At 35.9% G+C, this 16805-nt stretch carries 18 protein-coding genes; 3 read left to right on the top strand and 15 right to left on the bottom strand.

Annotated features, from left to right (window positions below; genetic code table 11):
• Positions 1-9 precede the first annotated feature (9 nt).
• From J3U42_RS00305 to accD, 4 genes are all read right to left on the bottom strand, one after another.
• Positions 10-495 (bottom strand): CvpA family protein, encoded by a 486-nt coding sequence (locus tag J3U42_RS00305; protein ID WP_366518669.1) that lies wholly within the window; start codon positions 493-495, stop codon positions 10-12.
• A 76-nt stretch (positions 496-571) separates the two neighbouring features.
• On the bottom strand, positions 572-1147 hold the full coding sequence (locus J3U42_RS00300) for an SPOR domain-containing protein (RefSeq protein WP_220218104.1): 576 nt from the start codon (positions 1145-1147) through the stop codon (positions 572-574).
• A 12-nt stretch (positions 1148-1159) separates the two neighbouring features.
• Complete coding sequence (gene folC, locus J3U42_RS00295) at positions 1160-2434, bottom strand: bifunctional tetrahydrofolate synthase/dihydrofolate synthase (RefSeq protein ID WP_267329888.1); 1275 nt, start codon at positions 2432-2434, stop codon at positions 1160-1162.
• Positions 2435-2440: 6 nt separating this feature from the next.
• On the bottom strand, positions 2441-3331 hold the full coding sequence (accD, locus tag J3U42_RS00290; protein WP_220218106.1) for an acetyl-CoA carboxylase, carboxyltransferase subunit beta: 891 nt from the start codon (positions 3329-3331) through the stop codon (positions 2441-2443).
• A gap of 292 nt (positions 3332-3623) precedes the next feature.
• Between accD and tmaR the strand changes: the two genes are divergently transcribed.
• On the top strand, positions 3624-3944 hold the full coding sequence (gene tmaR, locus J3U42_RS00285; RefSeq protein WP_220218107.1) for a PTS system regulator TmaR: 321 nt from the start codon (positions 3624-3626) through the stop codon (positions 3942-3944).
• Positions 3945-4005: 61 nt separating this feature from the next.
• On the opposite strand, the gene yciH is transcribed toward tmaR, so the two are convergent.
• The 7 genes from yciH to tmk are packed head-to-tail and all read right to left on the bottom strand — an operon-like array spanning position 4006 to position 10854.
• Entirely contained in the window at positions 4006-4326 is a 321-nt protein-coding gene (yciH, locus tag J3U42_RS00280; RefSeq protein ID WP_220218108.1) for a stress response translation initiation inhibitor YciH, read from the bottom strand.
• A gap of 7 nt (positions 4327-4333) precedes the next feature.
• Positions 4334-5038: an orotidine-5'-phosphate decarboxylase gene (gene pyrF / locus J3U42_RS00275; RefSeq protein WP_267334945.1), complete on the bottom strand. Its 705-nt coding sequence runs from the start codon at positions 5036-5038 to the stop codon at positions 4334-4336.
• A 28-nt stretch (positions 5039-5066) separates the two neighbouring features.
• Complete coding sequence (locus J3U42_RS00270) at positions 5067-6242, bottom strand: SGNH/GDSL hydrolase family protein (protein WP_267334943.1); 1176 nt, start codon at positions 6240-6242, stop codon at positions 5067-5069.
• Complete coding sequence (locus J3U42_RS00265; RefSeq protein ID WP_267334941.1) at positions 6235-7746, bottom strand: GDSL-type esterase/lipase family protein; 1512 nt, start codon at positions 7744-7746, stop codon at positions 6235-6237. The genes J3U42_RS00270 and J3U42_RS00265 overlap by 8 nt, the downstream gene beginning before the upstream one ends.
• Positions 7747-7764: 18 nt before the next feature.
• Positions 7765-9165 (bottom strand): MBOAT family O-acyltransferase, encoded by a 1401-nt coding sequence (locus J3U42_RS00260; protein ID WP_267329883.1) that lies wholly within the window; start codon positions 9163-9165, stop codon positions 7765-7767.
• A gap of 52 nt (positions 9166-9217) precedes the next feature.
• Complete coding sequence (holB, locus tag J3U42_RS00255; protein ID WP_267334939.1) at positions 9218-10216, bottom strand: DNA polymerase III subunit delta'; 999 nt, start codon at positions 10214-10216, stop codon at positions 9218-9220.
• On the bottom strand, positions 10213-10854 hold the full coding sequence (gene tmk / locus J3U42_RS00250) for a dTMP kinase (protein ID WP_267334937.1): 642 nt from the start codon (positions 10852-10854) through the stop codon (positions 10213-10215). Before tmk ends, holB begins: the two co-directional genes overlap by 4 nt.
• Positions 10855-11197: 343 nt before the next feature.
• Here tmk and J3U42_RS00245 point away from each other — a divergent pair, with 343 nt between their 5' ends.
• Both J3U42_RS00245 and frdD read left to right on the top strand, forming a co-directional pair.
• Positions 11198-11620: a hypothetical protein gene (locus tag J3U42_RS00245; protein ID WP_267334935.1), complete on the top strand. Its 423-nt coding sequence runs from the start codon at positions 11198-11200 to the stop codon at positions 11618-11620.
• A 15-nt stretch (positions 11621-11635) separates the two neighbouring features.
• Positions 11636-11992: a fumarate reductase subunit FrdD gene (gene frdD / locus J3U42_RS00240; RefSeq protein WP_220218116.1), complete on the top strand. Its 357-nt coding sequence runs from the start codon at positions 11636-11638 to the stop codon at positions 11990-11992.
• Positions 11993-12059: 67 nt separating this feature from the next.
• On the opposite strand, the gene J3U42_RS00235 is transcribed toward frdD, so the two are convergent.
• The 4 genes from J3U42_RS00235 to J3U42_RS00220 all read right to left on the bottom strand — a co-directional run bounded on the left by J3U42_RS00235 (position 12060) and on the right by J3U42_RS00220 (position 16804).
• Positions 12060-12899 (bottom strand): hypothetical protein, encoded by an 840-nt coding sequence (locus J3U42_RS00235; protein WP_267334933.1) that lies wholly within the window; start codon positions 12897-12899, stop codon positions 12060-12062.
• 64 nt (positions 12900-12963) lie between these two features.
• Complete coding sequence (yejF, locus tag J3U42_RS00230; RefSeq protein WP_220218118.1) at positions 12964-14688, bottom strand: microcin C ABC transporter ATP-binding protein YejF; 1725 nt, start codon at positions 14686-14688, stop codon at positions 12964-12966.
• Positions 14688-15716: an ABC transporter permease gene (locus tag J3U42_RS00225; protein ID WP_220218119.1), complete on the bottom strand. Its 1029-nt coding sequence runs from the start codon at positions 15714-15716 to the stop codon at positions 14688-14690. The genes yejF and J3U42_RS00225 overlap by 1 nt, the downstream gene beginning before the upstream one ends.
• On the bottom strand, positions 15716-16804 hold the full coding sequence (locus J3U42_RS00220) for a microcin C ABC transporter permease YejB (RefSeq protein WP_220218120.1): 1089 nt from the start codon (positions 16802-16804) through the stop codon (positions 15716-15718). Before J3U42_RS00220 ends, J3U42_RS00225 begins: the two co-directional genes overlap by 1 nt.
• Position 16805: the final 1 nt, after the last annotated feature.

Here is a 16805-nt window from a genome sequence, read left to right as displayed (position 1 = left end):
CCCTAAGACTTACTGTACTAAAAATGAAGACGATTGTTGGATAAAATCAAAAAACCACCGAATAATAAAATGGAAGTGTGGAATTAATTGTGATTGAGTCCAATATGGTGATTGGGATAAAGGCGTAAAGGTATCGACAAAAAAGAGTACTGCCGCTACCACTAAAATGCCACGCAAAACCCCAAAACAGATACCTAACACACGATCAGTTCCCGACAGTCCGGTTTTTTGAACTAATTGAGCGATGATATAAGAAACAATCCCACATACAATTAATGTCGCAACAAAGAGAATAGCAATTGCCACCGCAATACGGATAATATCGCTTTCAAAAAAGGTGAGATAGCCAGTAATATAGACATAAAAACGGCTAGCAATAAAAAACGCTAAAACCCAACTGATTAATGATAATGCTTCACGAACAAAGCCCCGCACTATACTAATCAAAGCGGAAAAAACAATCACACCGATAATCGTAAAATCAACCCAATTCATCATAATAACTCACAATTTTATTTAAATAATTTTTATTTTAATTACAGTCAATACCCATAATGGGTATCAGAAAATTTTAATTAGGGACAATAATACCTTTTAACTTTGTTAAATTATTTAAGCTACTAATGACTTGCTCTGCTTGTTCTTTTTTAGCATAAGGCCCCACTTGTAGTTTAATCAACTGATTTGGTTCGGGATTTTTAGGTATTACTATTACGTTATAATTATTAAGTCTTAATAAAGCAACTAACTCTTCAATTTTTTGTCTATTTTTAAGCGCAGTTAGTTGTATCATGTACGGTTTAACTTCTTGCTCAGTCGAAGTTGTAGTCGATGTTGCTGTAGAAGAATCGGTATTATCATCGGTAATATCAGACGGCGGTATTGAGTTGAGATTTTGGTCTGAATCCGGCGTGTATGACACATCATAATTATTAGTCACATTATTATCGGTAAATGTCACTTCTTGATTCTGCTGATTGACAACTTCGGGCTGTAATATTGGGATAGTTGAAGTGTGTTGATTCGATTTATCTGTAATAATTAACGGCGCAACCGCTGCAATTATAAGCAGTAATGTTGCAAAACCCACAAGCTGATTTCTAATTTTATTTTGATTGCTGTTATTGTTTTTTTGATTTTTAGTCATAATAAAAGTCACTTAACAGTCAAATTCAGCTAAAACATCTGATACAGTATAAAATGAACCACAAACAACAATAATATCATCTTCTTGTGCATCTTGCACCGCCTTTTGATAAGCATCAATGACGGTATCAAACGTCAAAATATTGTGCTCATGATTGTTTAATAAATATTGTTTCAATACTTCAGCCTTACAACCTCGCTCACCATAAAGTGATGCACAATACCAATTATCGCCATTTAATACCGCTAAAGTACTTTTGATATCTTTATCTTTAAGCATACCAATAACAAACCGTACTTTACCTGCTATTGCTCGCTCTTTTTTCAAATTTGCTAGCTGTTTAGCTAAGTAACTTGCAGCATGTGGATTGTGGGCGACATCTACAATCACAAGTGGTGAATTTTGAATAATCTGAAATCGCCCCGTTAAACTAGCATCAGCAAGACCTTGTGATATTGCTTCTTGAGTAATGTTGATAGAGGAATAAGTTAATGCCGCCACCGCTGTTGCAGCGTTTGCTAAAGGAACGTTGGGCATAGGGAGATGTTGATATTGTTTGACTGGGGAGTCAAATTGCCACAAGTTTTTATCGATCTGCTTGTAACGCCACTCTTGATTTACTCGATAATATGGACAGTTTACTGATTTTGCAACATCTAAAATTGATGCCGGTATATCCGGCTCGCCAATAATAGCAATGCTATTTGATTTAAAGATCCCTGCTTTCTCACGCCCGATACTTTCACGATTGTCACCTAAATAATCGGTGTGATCAATATCGATTGAGGTGATAACAGCCACATTCGCATCAACAATGTTGGTTGCATCAAGCCGACCACCAAGGCCAACTTCTAAAATGGCAACATCGAGTTTAGCTTGTTTAAACTGATAAAGTGCCGCTAACGTACCATATTCAAAGTAAGTTAACGAAATATCCCCACGTGCTTTTTCAATTTCAATAAATGCATTAATGGTATCTTGATCTTTTGACTCGTGATTATTTATCCGAACTCGTTCAGTAAAACGCAACAAATGCGGTGAGCTATAAACACCAACTTTTAAATTAGCGTTTAGCAGCATCATTTCAAGCGTGCGACAGGTCGTACCTTTGCCATTGGTGCCGGCAACGGTAAATACATAAGGAGCAGGTTGCAACAATTCAAGCCGCTTTGCGACAGTTTTAACCCGTTCAAGTCCAAGTTCAATCGTTGCCGGATGCAATTGCTCTAAATAACAAAGCCATGTCTTAAGATCTGACATGGCATCTGGTTTTTTATGTTGTTGCATGCTCAATTAATCTGTCTCGTAATTGCTGACATCGTTAAAAGGATTAGGCAATTTCATTAATTTTGCCAGTAAGCTAGCAATTTTCGGTCGCATATCTTTGCGATGAATAATCATATCAATTGCGCCTTTTTCAAGCAAAAACTCACTGCGTTGAAAGCCTTCTGGTAACGTTTCACGAACAGTTTGTTGAATAACTCGAGGGCCAGCAAAACCGATTAACGCTTTAGGCTCGGCAATATTGATATCGCCAAGCATAGCAAGGCTTGCTGAAACCCCACCCATGGTAGGGTCAGTCATTACTGAAATATAAGGTAACCCTTCATCTTGCATTTTGGCCAAAATAGCACTGGTTTTTGCCATTTGCATTAAAGAAAATAGCGCTTCTTGCATTCTTGCCCCACCACTGGTGGAAAAACAAATTAACGGGCATTTATCTTCAATTGCTTGCTCAGCCGCTCGAGTAAATAATGCCCCCACAACAGATGACATTGAACCGCCAATAAAAGCAAATTCAAAACAAGCAACAACAACCGGAATACCGTGTAATGTACCTTTCATGACGACCATCGCTTCTTTTTCGTGCGTCTCTTTTTGAGCGGCAGTTAAGCGATCTTTATATTTTTTAGTATCTTTAAATTTTAAGATATCTTTTGGTGAAAGTTCAGAACCGATTTCAACATCAGACCCTTCATCTAAAAATCGATACAACCGCACACGGGCAGGTATATGCATATGGTGATCACATTTAGGGCATACTTCTAAATTACGGTCTAATTCCGCTTGATAAATAATTTGTTCACAATTACTACATTTAGTCCAAACACCACCTGGAATATTCGCCTTCTTATGATCTGACGATATGTTATTTTTACTTAGAATTTTTTCAATCCAGCTCATTATGATTCTCTCATTCTGGTACGCTTTATAAATATCAGCGTATTGTATAATAATTTGTACTAATTCTTAATAGTTGTTTTTGTTTTTATCCCATTTTGTCAAAAACTTTCAGAAATAGTATACGTTTAAGCAAAAAAATATTTTAAATTTACTAAAATAATAAGGATTTATAAATAATTTAAAATCCCACTTTGGTAAATAATAAAATATAATTAATATGACCTTAAAAAATTATTGGTATATAATTAGTTTAAATTATTTTTTCCATTTTTTTAGAAATAAGGGGTTATAGATGGACAAGGAAAAATCAGCCGCACCTACGTTTCAAGATGTACTTGAATACATTCGTTTATCACGTCGTTTAAATAAATTAAAACGTGAAATTTCCGATAACGAGAAAAAAATACGTGACAACCAAAAACGAGTGTTATTACTTGAAAACTTAAGTGATTATATTAAACCTGATATGACTTACGACGAACTTCAAGCGATTATTGCCAATATGAAAAGCGATTATGATGATCGTGTTGATGATTATATTATCAAAAATGCTGAAATTTCTAAAGAACGCCGCGATATCAGCAAAAAAATGCGCAGTTACCGATCAAACTAATTTGATCAAGTTAACTCCCACTTTCAAATTAAATAGTGGGAGTTTTTAATATAAAATCTTATCAGCCCCCGGCTAACTTCACTTTAAATCCTTTATCTTCAAGTAGTGTCTTTAATAATTCCCGTTTATCGCCTTGAATTTCTATCGAGCCTTCCTTTACCGATCCACCGCATCCGCAACGCTTTTTGAGTTCAGCAGCCAATTGCATTAATTGGCTATCGTCTAAATCAAAGCCTGATATGACACACACACCTTTACCTTTGCGACCAGAGGTTTGGCGTTGAATTCGAATAACACCATCGCCTTTTGGTCGAGTCGGAGCTGCTTTACTGGGGGTAACTCTACCTTGCTCGGTTGAATAAACAATTGGATTTTCAGACATAATTAACTTAACTCTTACTTAAATCAAGTGTTGATAAAATAGCATGTAATGCTTTAGTTGGCTCTTCGGCTTGAGTGATAGGGCGTCCAATCACTAAATAATCAGAACCGGCAGCCTGCGCACGCTGTGGCGTCATGATTCGGCGTTGATCATCGGGATTAGAGCCTGCTGGTCTGATACCGGGTGTGACGAGTTTGAAATCACTGCCCAAGCGAGTCCTAAAACTTTGCACTTCTTTAGCTGAACATACAACGCCATCAAGCCCACAATTTTTAGCCAGAGACGCTAATCTTGTCGCTTGCTCTAATGGAGATACATTAATCCCTATCTCTTGAAGATCGGCAGATTCCATACTGGTTAATACCGTTACAGCGATTAACAATGGCGCATCTTTACCATAGGAATAAAGCGCATCTTTTGCTGCCGTCATCATTCTTGAACCACCGCTAGCATGAACATTAGTCATCCAAACGCCTAAATCAGCCGCTGCTGCAACTGCTTTTGCAACAGTATTTGGAATATCATGAAATTTGAGATCTAAGAAAATATCAAAACCTTTATGTTTAATCTGTCTGATAAAATCGGGACCGGCATGAGTAAACAGCTCTTTACCGATTTTAAGACGACAATCTTTTGGATCTACTTGATCAATAAAATTCCATGCCGATTTAACATCTGAAAAATCTACCGCAACGATAATTGGAGATGACATAACCTATATTTTCCTTCTTAAGCTTAAATTACTTATTCTTTCTAACAAATTCATTTAAATCAGTATAAAAAATTTGGGCGCTCTTTTTATACCCTTGTAAGGTTTGATGAACTAAATCCGGACGAGCAAGCCCCTGCTGGCGCCACTTCTTAACAGCATTTTCACCGCCCATAGCGAGTTGCCAATTCCAAAATAGTGTCTTTTCCGATTTAGCAACCTGTTTTTGAATATCCATGACCGTTTTAAACGATTTTGGATAATCATTATCATTCACCATGGTGTCCGGAGGAGACATTAATAAGATTGCCGCGCCTGGAAGCGATTTGCGAATTTGGCGAATACTGCTTATCAAGTTTTGGCGATAAGCATCGGCATCTAATGTTTCATCAAAACTCTCATTAGTGCCGTACTCAATGATGACTAAATCACTATTAGAAGAGGCTAATTGTTTTAACCAACTTGCTCCCCATTTTTGCCAAATTGTCTGTTTGGCACCATTCGAGGCTATCGCCGAAACAACAACGCCGGATTGTTTATTGCGAGTTAACCACATTCCAGCCAATTCTACATTATGTTGGCCTTTAATGACTATTGGCAGTTTAGAAATTATTGACGAAGTTTGCCACACATTGATTTTTGGTGAATCAGTCAAATTGATTTTCTTATCATTCACATCATAAACACTTAGCGTATTGTCCGTATTTTTGGTCTTTTTAAATGTTAATTTAACCTGCCAGTCTGAATTGGTTGCCGTTTTTGGGGTAATTTTAATCGTTGCGGAATCTTTTGTTGGTACGGCAATAAAACCGCCGATTGGAAAATCAGGGTTACTCATAGTACGGCTATTTAAAACTTCCCAATTTTTAGTATTCCAACTGACTGCAACATGATTTTGACCTTTTATAGCAACAGGCGGTATCCAACCAATACCGGCATTTCCATATTTTTTTTGCATCAACGTTCTAAATTCACCGGTAAAAAAGTCAGCAGCAGTATGTGAATCGCCGATTTGGGTGATGTTAACGACCTGATTGCTTTTCTTATTTTTTATTAATGAATTTAATCGCATCGACAATTTTTTCGCATTAGGATCACCAAAATCAACAACGCTCGATACAGTGCTAGTCTTGCTTTCTGCCACACTACAACCAACGGCGATAGTGACAGCAATAACTGTAATAATAAATTTAAAAAATCTAATCACTATGGTTATCCTCTAATAATTTGAAAGTGATTTTATCCATAATTGCCTTGGCCAGAATTTTTTGGCCTGTCGGAGTAAAATGAATTCCGTCATCAGTCCTGACTTTAATTTTTTTATTTTCAGACTCAATAAAACTATTGTAATTTGTATAGGTACAACCCAATAAATTATTAGTAGTTAAAAAATGTTGCTGTGCTTTTTTAAGTTCAGATATATATAACGTATTAAGGTAAACCATACCATCATTTAATTTTGATTTACTCATACAAGGTGCTGCAAGCCAGAGCACTTGAACATCATGCTCTCTGGCGCTATTGAGAATGCTGGCAATACGTAAACGATATTGCTCTTCCCATAATTCAGATTTGAATTTAGCATATTTACTGTAACCTTTAACCGGAAAGTCCCAAGAATCATTGGCACCTAAAAAAACCACAAGTAATTTGATAGAAGGATCGTTAGCTAAATTATTTTTGATTGTTTCGGGCCAATCAAAGGCCTTAGGGTAAGAAAGTCCTGTACTTTGTTTACTCAAATTAATGCTTTCTATTTTATATTCTTTAAAAAGCATTTTTTTAACATATGGTGCAACCCCTTGCATTAATGAATCACCAGCAAAAAATACTTTATCATTTTCAGTCAATACAATGGGTAACGGCTCATTATTTAAAGCACTAGTGTGCAAATGAGTTACTGGCACTTTTGGTGAATCGAGTTGCTTAATCTCATCTAAAGTAAAAAATTGCTCTAACGGGTCTAATTTATTAGGATTCTGATTCTTTAATGACGAGCCTGATAATGACTCATCTTTAGGTTGATTGACCTCTTCAACTTTCACTGCTTGTAAAGGGGTATTGCCCAATTTTGCATTAGATTGAGATTTATTGAGCGACGATAAATCAATTTTAGACGATTTAGCCGTTCCGATATCGACATCAGGTTGCTGGATGGCTGATAGATTGCCGTCACTTTGGTTAACCCCTTGAATATTAGATTTTTCTGATACCCCATTTTGTATCATTTGTTCTGATTTTTCTCGTCTATGTGCTGCTTGTTGCTGTAATTCCTTTTCCCGTAATTCTTTTTCCCGTAATTCTTGTTCCCGTAATTCTTGTTCCCGTAATTCTTGTTCCCGCAACTCTTGTTGCCGTAATTCCTGTTCCAGTAACTCTTGTCCCAGTAATTCTTGTTCCGGTTTTAGTTCTTCCGGATCGATTTCCTGAACAAGGCTTTGTGAATTGACTAAATCAAAATGATATGTTTGCTGCCAATAAATAAGCACTGATTTATAATAAATGATTATTAATGCTATAGCAGTCACCAATAGCAATACAAAAACATACCAAGCGGACAATGTTCTTTGGGTATATGCAGTAGCATAATCGAGTTGGCTTGTGTTTTTATTTTGAACAAAAACGTCGTCTGCCAACGAGTCATGACATTGCTGTAAAATATTTAACTCATCTTCCGGGTCATTTTTTGAAATTAATTTTTTACATTTCATATTAATTAAACGTCATACTCAAAAGTTAGCATAAATGAAGTTTGGTACACCAGAAGGTGCAAAATAAATAATTAGCCACAATACATAAATAATCACGAAAGGCAAAAAGTACTTATTGATATTGCTAATGTTCCATGCAAACCAATTGGGAATATCTTTAACTATCGGATAGATTAAAAATAATATACAGAAGCATAAAAATGGTTCCACATAATGTGATTCAATCAAAAAATTTTGAGATAATGCTGTCAAATAATCTGATGCATCAAGCAGACTTTCACAATTAAAAAATATCCAAGCGAAGCATACATAATGAAAGGTAAATAGCCTTGCTATTATCGGTAAGCGCTGCGATAACCAATTTCGTCCAAATAAACGGTCCCCAATATTAAGCGCCACAATACCCAGCCCATGGCATCCACCCCAAATGATAAAATTAATCCCGGCACCATGCCATAAACCTGATAATAACATAGCTAACATGACATTAATTTGAGTACGACTAAAACCTCGACGACTGCCACCTAGTGGAATATAAATATAATCCCGAATCCAATGAGATAAACTAATATGCCAGCGATCCCAAAAATCCCTCAAATTTAGCGCCAGATAAGGAAAATTAAAATTAATGGGTAAGCGAAAGCCCAATAACAACGCAATGCCTGTCACTAGATCCGTATAGCCCGAAAAATTGAGATAGATTTGCACGGCATAAGCATAAAGCCCGACTAACAAATCAATGAAGCTAAATTCTAACGGATTGGCAAATATAGGATTGACCCAATGTTCACTTATTAAACCACCTAAACAATAGACTTTTAGTACCGCTAGCATGATCAACGTAAATGCTCGATAAGGCTCTAATATTTCACGAGGATGAGTAATCGCAATTTGCGGCAAAAAGTCTTTAGCTCGATTAATCGGACCGGCAATCACACTAGGGAAAAAAGATAAAAATAAGGCAAAATCCCAGAATTTAGCGATCGGAATCTCTTTACGTTTTACTGATACCAAATAGCTTATTGAATGAAAAGTATAAAACGAGATACCGATAGGGATTACGACAGTTATAACCGGTAATAATACGGTTAAATCAAGGAAATTTAACAGTGCTTGTAGTTCATAGCGAAAGAAATCAAAATATTTAAATAACGCCAGATTAATAATCGATACGCATAATCCCAATATTAACCAAAATTTGGCATGGCGTTTTGAGGCGTTTATCAGCAAAGCGAATAGATAGATAACACAAGTATAACTAAATAAAATCAGTGCAAATTGCCAACTATAACTAGCAACAATAACGTAACTAAAGACCAATAGCAGCATATTTTGTACTTTAGGTAATAAGCGGCAAGCCCAATAAAAGGCAAAAAAAGCGACAAACAATATCCCGAATTCAATAGATAAATAACTCACCGCTATTCCTTTTTACTTAAACATAGTCTATTTCTGAAACTTTTTCACAGCATTATTTGTTATCACCACTGCAAATAAGTTCAGATTGTGCCAACACATTGTAGATTATTAATTCTTTATTTAGCCCGGTTATTGTCAACAACTGGTTTCTTGCTTGTAACCAAATTTGATAGAGTGCAGATATCTCTTGATGACTTTTGGTTGCTAACAATCTGACGAGTGGAACTTGATCACGATTAACAATAAACCGTCCTACTTTTTGTTTTGCTTTTAATGCATCACTTAATAAGGCACAAAACCAGATAATTCTCTCTAAAAAAGCTTCGTTATCAATAGTTTTTGCTAATTGCCAAAAATCGTTTTGTGCAATGACTGCTGATAAATTTTCACAAAACGCTTTCCGTTGTAGCCACTTCTCTTGATCGAGTAAAGCTAAGGCTGTTAACGGCGCATTTTCGCTCAATAAAAGCGCAGAGGCAAGCTCATTATCGCTATAATGTTGACAATGCTGCTTTTTTAACCATTTAACTGAATCATCTAATTCCGGTACCGGTAAAAAGTAGGAAAAACAACGACTATATATGGTCGGTAACAAGTGACTGTTATGATCATCACTCAAGATAAAATAAGTGTTTTGCGGTGGCTCTTCTAATGTTTTGAGTAAAGCATTAGCCGCCGCTTCTGTCATCAAAGCAGCGTGTTTAACCCAAATCACTTTATTACCACCTTGCTGTGATTTTTCGTAAACTTTGGATGTGATACTACGAACTTGATCAATACCAATTGACTGTTTACCTTGCTCATTAGTCAAAACATAATAATCTGGGTGATGATGCGATAAAAACAGTTGGCAACTATGGCATTTTAAACAGGGTTTAAGTTGCGATGAAGCTTGACACAACAAACGGTTAGCCAACATTTGTACAAGTTCATCTTCGCCACTTCCTTGAATATAATTGATGAGCAAAGCATGGTGGGCACGGTTATGCAAAATCGCTTGAGCCAATTGCTGATAAGGCGATATTAACCATGGATAATCATTGAAAATCATTGCGTAATAACCTGCGTTGCTAACCATGAAGTTAAAATAGTTTGAATTTGCATAGTGACATCATCAATCGATTTAGTCGCATCGATAACAGCAATGGTACTATCTTGCTGTGCAAGCGCTAAGTAGCGATCTCGTATTCGCTCAAAAAATGGCAAAGATTGCTGTTCAATACGATCAAGTTCACCTCGTGATCTTGCCCGCATTAAACCAATTTGCGGCTCCACATCTAAATATAAAGTAAGATCAGGTTTGAAATCACCTAACACCTGTGTTTTTAACGTTTCAATAAATTCCTTATCTAACTGACGACCACCACCTTGATAAGCTTGAGTTGATAAATCGTGCCGATCACCAATCACCCACCGCCCGGCTTTCAGTGCAGGTTTAATTACATTATCAATCAGTTGGATTCGAGCAGCATATAACATGAGTAATTCAGCCTTATCCGTTAATGGCTCATGATCTAAACCATTTTTGATAATATTGCGCAGCGCTTCAGCAATTGGCGTTCCGCCAGGCTCGCGTGTGAACTGCAAATCACAAATATTATTTTGATTTAAAATAGTTGCTACCGTCCTAATTGCGGTTGTTTTACCTGCACCTTCAAGACCTTCGATGACAATAAATTTTCCTGTCATACTTATTTCCTAAACTGTTGATGATGAATCTACGTTGAATATCGCAATATTGTACGCTATTTTTCCCTATTATTTTAGCCAGTAATGTAATTACTTTTATCCAGCAAAAGATAACATCAATTAAAAAGCAAAAAAGCACATACCAGCCTTAACATTATTTGATTATACTCATCCATGCCATGGTTAACGCTTGACGCACATTATGCCAATCCTTAGATCACTAAAACCCCTATCATGTACTGCTTTAGATTAGCGACAAAAACATGCTTTACCTCTATAATTAGATTTAAAATAAATTCAATAAGCAAAACTATTGCCATAACCAATACCAATTGAGAAATTTATGAATCAAACCAATAATAATCAAAATTTGAATAATCAAAGTAGCGATACTTATTTTGGTGAACTGCAATCAAACACAAAACCACCATTGTTAATTTCGATTCTAATAAAACTTAGGCCGTTTTCAATGATTTGGGTAAGTATGGTGTTAATGTATGGGGTAATTTGTATGTATACCAATGGCCTTGGACAAGACGAGTTTTATCGTTTTATCTTTTTTTTACGTAGCCCATTAGCCGTTATAATAAATTGCCTTGCTCTTTTCGTTATGCTCTTTCATTGTTTAAGCTGGTTTAACTTGTTACCCAATGCTATTTTTTCGCCAAGTCATCATAACAAAGCTAAAATCTATCTAATAACATTAGGCTTATGGTTAATAATGATTGCGATATCGACCAGCCTATTATGGTTAGTTTTAAAATAAAGTGGTATTAAATCAATGACAACAAAAAAAGAACATTCAAAACAAAAAACAGGTAAAGTAATCAAAGGTTTATATATTGTAGGTAGTACTTGGGCAGCGATTTTTTCACCAATTGTACTGGTCATTTTAGCCTTTATCATTCCATTTGGTGATGCAATTACACGCTCCTATATTCTTAAATTGGCAAATACTCAAGCGGGTAAAATATTTCTATTTCTAACCATTTCATTACCAATTTGGTTTGCATTACAACAGATTTTAACGCTATTACATCAATATAATATCTACCCTAAACGAGAAAAAGGATTAACTTACCTCTTAGCCTTAGCATGGACAATACATGCTATTTACGTTTTGTTTGTGCGATTATAGTTCGCACATTTAAGCATAATAAAGACAAAAGCGTTAACTTTATGTTAACGCTTGTTTTAAAACATGATTAATAATAAGTAATTGTTCTGACAGTAGTGAGTTGGTTTACATTTTGAAGACTTACCGTTGCGTGGAGCCAATCATTTTTATCATTAAGCCCTGAAAATTCAGTTATTACAGTACCGTATTTGGCGTCAGCTGATGATGTATTTAATTTTATTTCTTTTAACCGCTGAAGATGATCAAAGAGATATGAATAGTGATCCATACGGCTTGTTCTACCGGTACTGTTATAGGAAACGTCTCTTAGATGTTGGTTTTCATAAGTAAAAGTATAAGTAGAATCGCCTTTTGGGCTGTCCACGTTATTGTTATGTTTTATTTCAACGTCTTCAATTTTCCATGTTATTTGTTTTCTCACTAAGCAGTTATTATTATCAAATTGGTAACTATCATTTTGGCTAAAAACAAAATCATCCGATTTTTTAATTTGTTCAGACTCAATAATTTTACCTTGTGCATCAACTTTAAAATTGATAATCGTATGTGTCTTATCAGATTGGTTTTCGATAATAGTTTGCCAACCAAAATCCTTTTTTTGTAAACTTTCAGTATAATCAAGCTGATTGTTTTTTAAATAGAGGTCATATTGGCTTTGAGTGAATAAACCCTTTTCATCATAATCAATGATTTGTTTAGCCATTAATCCATTATTATATTGCAAAGTTCGAGTCTCTTGCTTAATGCCTTTAGCTGGAGTATCGATAAAATCATCGACTTTTAAAATATAGTTGTTTGCTAGAACCACATTTTGTGAAGGATTATCAGTACACATCAACGCCAAAACATCCATTGATGTTATAGATAAACATGTTGCGAATAAAATAGATTTTATTTTTTTTTGCATACTAACCTACTTAGTTGATCGTTATATTAACTTTATAGAACTAACCCTTTATCATTATTTAACATTACTGCTTTCTCATTAACAGTGCATCGGCCCAGTTAATGGCTGAGACTTTCGTTGATTCTGTTTTGTTATCATCCGATTGATCATCATTTTCAATCTTATCTCCATGAATTAGGGTTTTACTCACTTTTCGTGGCGGCTTGTCCAAAAATGAAAGCAGCATCTTGGTATAGTCAGATTCTGGCGAAGAGAAGATCTGCTCACGCGATCCTTGTTCAATAATTTCGCCATCTTTCATCACCACCACTTGATGACATATTGAGTAAACTAAGGCTAAATCATGACTAATAAACAAGTAGCTTAGCTGGTACTTTTCTTGCAATGATTTGAGCAAATTAATAATTTGCTTTTGTATAGAATGATCTAATGATGACGTTGGTTCATCTAAAATTAATAATTCCGGTTGTAAAATCAGTGCTCTGGCAATAGCAATACGTTGCCGCTGCCCTCCTGAGAACTCCGTTGGGTAACGAAAACGCATCTGCGGATCTAGCCCAACTTCTTGCATAATATCAATCACGGCTTGTTCAATTTCACTTTTAGTTAATTTCTTATGAGCCGTTAACCCTTCGCTAATTATTTGCTCAACATTAAACCGAGGATTGAGAGACGAGAACGGGTCTTGAAAAACAACTTGAATACGACTGCGAAAAGGCAGTAATTTTTTACCGGTCAAATTATGGATAGGGTAACTATCAAATAAAATATCACCTTGAGATTTAATCAGTCGCAACACGGCCAAAGCTGTCGTGGTTTTTCCGGAGCCAGACTCACCGACAATTCCAACTGTTTCGCCTTGATGTACCGCAAAACCGATGTTGTTGACAATTTTCTTTTTTTGACTGGTAAATAACTGTTTCTTGGTAACAACTTCAACATCCAAATGGTTGACATTAAGCAAGATACCCGGCGTTTCAGGCAACGGAACGGGGTCACCACTTGGCTGAGAATTTAGCAATGTTTGAGTATATTCATGTTTAGGTCGTAAAAAGATACGATGCTTATTGTTATATTCAACAATTTCACCATGTTGCATCACAGCAACTTTATCAGCTAATTTTTTAACAATGCCTAGATTATGTGAAATAAACAACATGCTCATGTTGAGTTCATTTTTTAGATCTTTAAGTAGCTGAATAATTTGTGCCTGTACTGAAACATCTAATGCGGTTGTTGGCTCATCGGCAATTAACAATTTAGGATGAGTTAATATTGCCATTGCAATCATGACACGTTGTCTTTCGCCACCGGATAGCTGATGAGGATAAGATGAAAGTTTACTTTTAGCATCTTTAATACCTACCCTGTCAAGATATTGTAATATTTCCGAACGAGCGACATTTCGACTCATTCCACGATGTAACGCCAGTACCTCATAAAGCTGCTTCTCAACAGTATGTAATGGATTAAGTGAGACCATAGGCTCCTGAAAAATCATACTGATTTGATTACCACGAATTTTACGTAGCTGTTTTTCTGGCGCGTTCAACAATGATTGCGCTTCAAATCTGATATCGCCGGTTGGATAAGTCACCTGCTCTTTACGCAATAAACGTAATATCGACAATGCGGTAACACTTTTACCGGAGCCGGACTCGCCAACTAATGCTAATGTTTCTTGCTCATGAATATCAAAACTGACCTTTTTGACAACTTCAGATTCAATGCGTGAACCACGTTTGAAGGCAATGCTTAAATCATGGACGGATAATAAAGGAGAACTCATTAGCACACTCCTTTGTTTGGATCGAACGCATCTCTTACTGCTTCACCAATAAAGATTAATAGTGAAAGCAAAGTTGCAATAATTAAAAAAGAACTGATACCTAGCCACGGAGCTTGTAGGTTATTTTTGCCTTGTAACAGTAATCGCCCTAGTGACGGTGAATCGATAGGTAAACCAAAGCCTAAAAAATCGAGCGAAGTTAACGTCGTAATCGCCCCACATAAAATAAACGGTAAATATGTTAATGTTGCCACCATAGCATTAGGTAAAATATGGCGAAACATAATTTTTCTATCGCTTACGCCCAATGCTTTAGCCGCACGGACATAATCAAAATTACGCGTCCGTAAAAATTCAGTACGCACCACGCCCGATAATGACATCCAACCAAATAAAACGGTTATGCCTAATAACCACCAGAAATTAAGGGGTAAAATACTGGCCAATAAAATAATCATAAACATTTGTGGCAATCCACTCCAGATCTCAATAAATCTTTGTCCGAGTAAATCAATCTTACCCCCGTAATAACCTTGAATGGCGCCAATCACAATTGCAATAATTGAGGTTATCGCCGTTAAAAAAATGGCAAACAGCATTGAGAGGCGAAAACCGTATAACATATTAGCAAACACATCAAAACCGGCATCTGTCGTTCCCAGTAAATGAGCGCTGGAAGGCGGTGTTGGGAATGTCCTTTGTGTATCATAAATTAAGGTATTGTAGCTAAAACGAAAAGGCGGCCACAAAATCCAACCGTTATCCTCAATTCGTTTTTGGACAGTCGGATCTAAGTAATTAGTTTGTGTCTCAAATTGCCCCCCGAATGTGGTTTCGGGATAAAAATGAAAAATTGGCGAATAATAGTTATTTTGATATTTAATGAAAATCGGTCGATCATTCACAATAAAATCTGAAAATAGACTGATTAAAAATAACAAGGCAAATAACAAAAATGAGTAATAACCACGACGATTTTGTTTAAATCGTTGCCAACGTTGTCGATTAATAGAATAGTTGTTGGTCATTAGTTGCGTGCCTCAAAGTCAATACGGGGATCAATAATCATATAAGATAAATCAGATATTAATTTAGTAAGAAGCCCAATTAAGGTAAAAATATAGAGTGAACCAAAGATCACCGGATAATCTCGCTGTAAAATGGCTTCATAACCTAATAACCCAAGCCCATTAAGCGAGAAAATAATCTCAATTAATAACGAACCGGTAAATAAAATTCCAACAAAAGTAGCCGGAAAACTCGAAACAATCAGTAAAGTTGCATTACGAAAAACATGACGGTATAAAATTTTCCTTTCAGTTAATCCTTTTGCCCGAGCTGTAAGCACATACTGTTTGCGTATTTCATCTAAGAATGAATTTTTGGTCAACATGGTCAAAGAAGCAAATCCTCCGACAACCATTGCAACCGTCGGTAAACAGATATGCCATGCGTAATCTTTCACTTTGCCCCAAAAATCAAGTTGATCAAAATTGTTTGAAATCAGCCCTCTTAGTGGGAATATATCCCAATAACTGCCACCGGCAAAAAGCACAATCAATAAAATCGCTAATAAAAAAGAGGGAATAGCATAACCAATAATAATTAATGTGCTAGACCAAAAATCAAACGCCGAGCCATCTTTTACCGCTTTACGAATACCTAAAGGAATTGAAATAATATAAACAATTATCGTACTCCAAAGCCCCAGTGAAATAGAAACAGGTAAGCTTTTAATAATCAAACCAACCACAGATTCACTTTTAAAAAAACTATCACCAAAATCGAATAAGATATATTTTTTCAACGTCTCAATATAGCGTTCTAATATCGGTTTATCAAAGCCATATTGCTTTTCAATCATCGCAATCACTTGCGGATCAAGCCCACGAGCACCGCGATAATTCGATTCGTTTTTAGGTTGCTGTGATTGAATCGACGCACTATTTCCGGAAGATAGTAACCCTTGTCCGGACTGTGGTCCCATTTCGATTAAAGCTAAAGCTTGATCAACCGGCCCACCCGGCGCAATTTGTACAATAAAAAAGTTAATTGTTAAAATAACAAACAGTGTTGGAATAATCAGTAATAATCTTCGGATTAAATAATTTAGCATA

This window comes from Gilliamella sp. B2923 (genome assembly GCF_026536565.1).
Lineage (GTDB): Bacteria > Pseudomonadota > Gammaproteobacteria > Enterobacterales > Orbaceae > Gilliamella.
This window is presented reverse-complemented; position numbering and strand designations above follow the sequence as displayed.

Excerpts from the sequence above, each read along its gene's own strand:
- J3U42_RS00300 (WP_220218104.1), bottom strand. The coding sequence starts at position 1,147 with ATGACTAAAAATCAAAAAAACAATAACAGCAATCAAAATAAAATTAGA.
- J3U42_RS00245 (WP_267334935.1), top strand. The coding sequence starts at position 11,198 with ATGAATCAAACCAATAATAATCAAAATTTGAATAATCAAAGTAGCGAT.
- tmaR (WP_220218107.1), top strand. The coding sequence starts at position 3,624 with ATGGACAAGGAAAAATCAGCCGCACCTACGTTTCAAGATGTACTTGAA.
- J3U42_RS00235 (WP_267334933.1), bottom strand. The coding sequence starts at position 12,899 with ATGCAAAAAAAAATAAAATCTATTTTATTCGCAACATGTTTATCTATA.
- J3U42_RS00265 (WP_267334941.1), bottom strand. The coding sequence starts at position 7,746 with ATGAAATGTAAAAAATTAATTTCAAAAAATGACCCGGAAGATGAGTTA.
- tmk (WP_267334937.1), bottom strand. The coding sequence starts at position 10,854 with ATGACAGGAAAATTTATTGTCATCGAAGGTCTTGAAGGTGCAGGTAAA.
- frdD (WP_220218116.1), top strand. The coding sequence starts at position 11,636 with ATGACAACAAAAAAAGAACATTCAAAACAAAAAACAGGTAAAGTAATC.
- yejF (WP_220218118.1), bottom strand. The coding sequence starts at position 14,688 with ATGAGTTCTCCTTTATTATCCGTCCATGATTTAAGCATTGCCTTCAAA.
- yciH (WP_220218108.1), bottom strand. The coding sequence starts at position 4,326 with ATGTCTGAAAATCCAATTGTTTATTCAACCGAGCAAGGTAGAGTTACC.
- folC (WP_267329888.1), bottom strand. The coding sequence starts at position 2,434 with ATGCAACAACATAAAAAACCAGATGCCATGTCAGATCTTAAGACATGG.
- J3U42_RS00225 (WP_220218119.1), bottom strand. The coding sequence starts at position 15,716 with ATGACCAACAACTATTCTATTAATCGACAACGTTGGCAACGATTTAAA.
- pyrF (WP_267334945.1), bottom strand. The coding sequence starts at position 5,038 with ATGTCATCTCCAATTATCGTTGCGGTAGATTTTTCAGATGTTAAATCG.
- J3U42_RS00305 (WP_366518669.1), bottom strand. The coding sequence starts at position 495 with ATGAATTGGGTTGATTTTACGATTATCGGTGTGATTGTTTTTTCCGCT.
- accD (WP_220218106.1), bottom strand. The coding sequence starts at position 3,331 with ATGAGCTGGATTGAAAAAATTCTAAGTAAAAATAACATATCGTCAGAT.
- J3U42_RS00220 (WP_220218120.1), bottom strand. The coding sequence starts at position 16,804 with ATGCTAAATTATTTAATCCGAAGATTATTACTGATTATTCCAACACTG.
- holB (WP_267334939.1), bottom strand. The coding sequence starts at position 10,216 with ATGATTTTCAATGATTATCCATGGTTAATATCGCCTTATCAGCAATTG.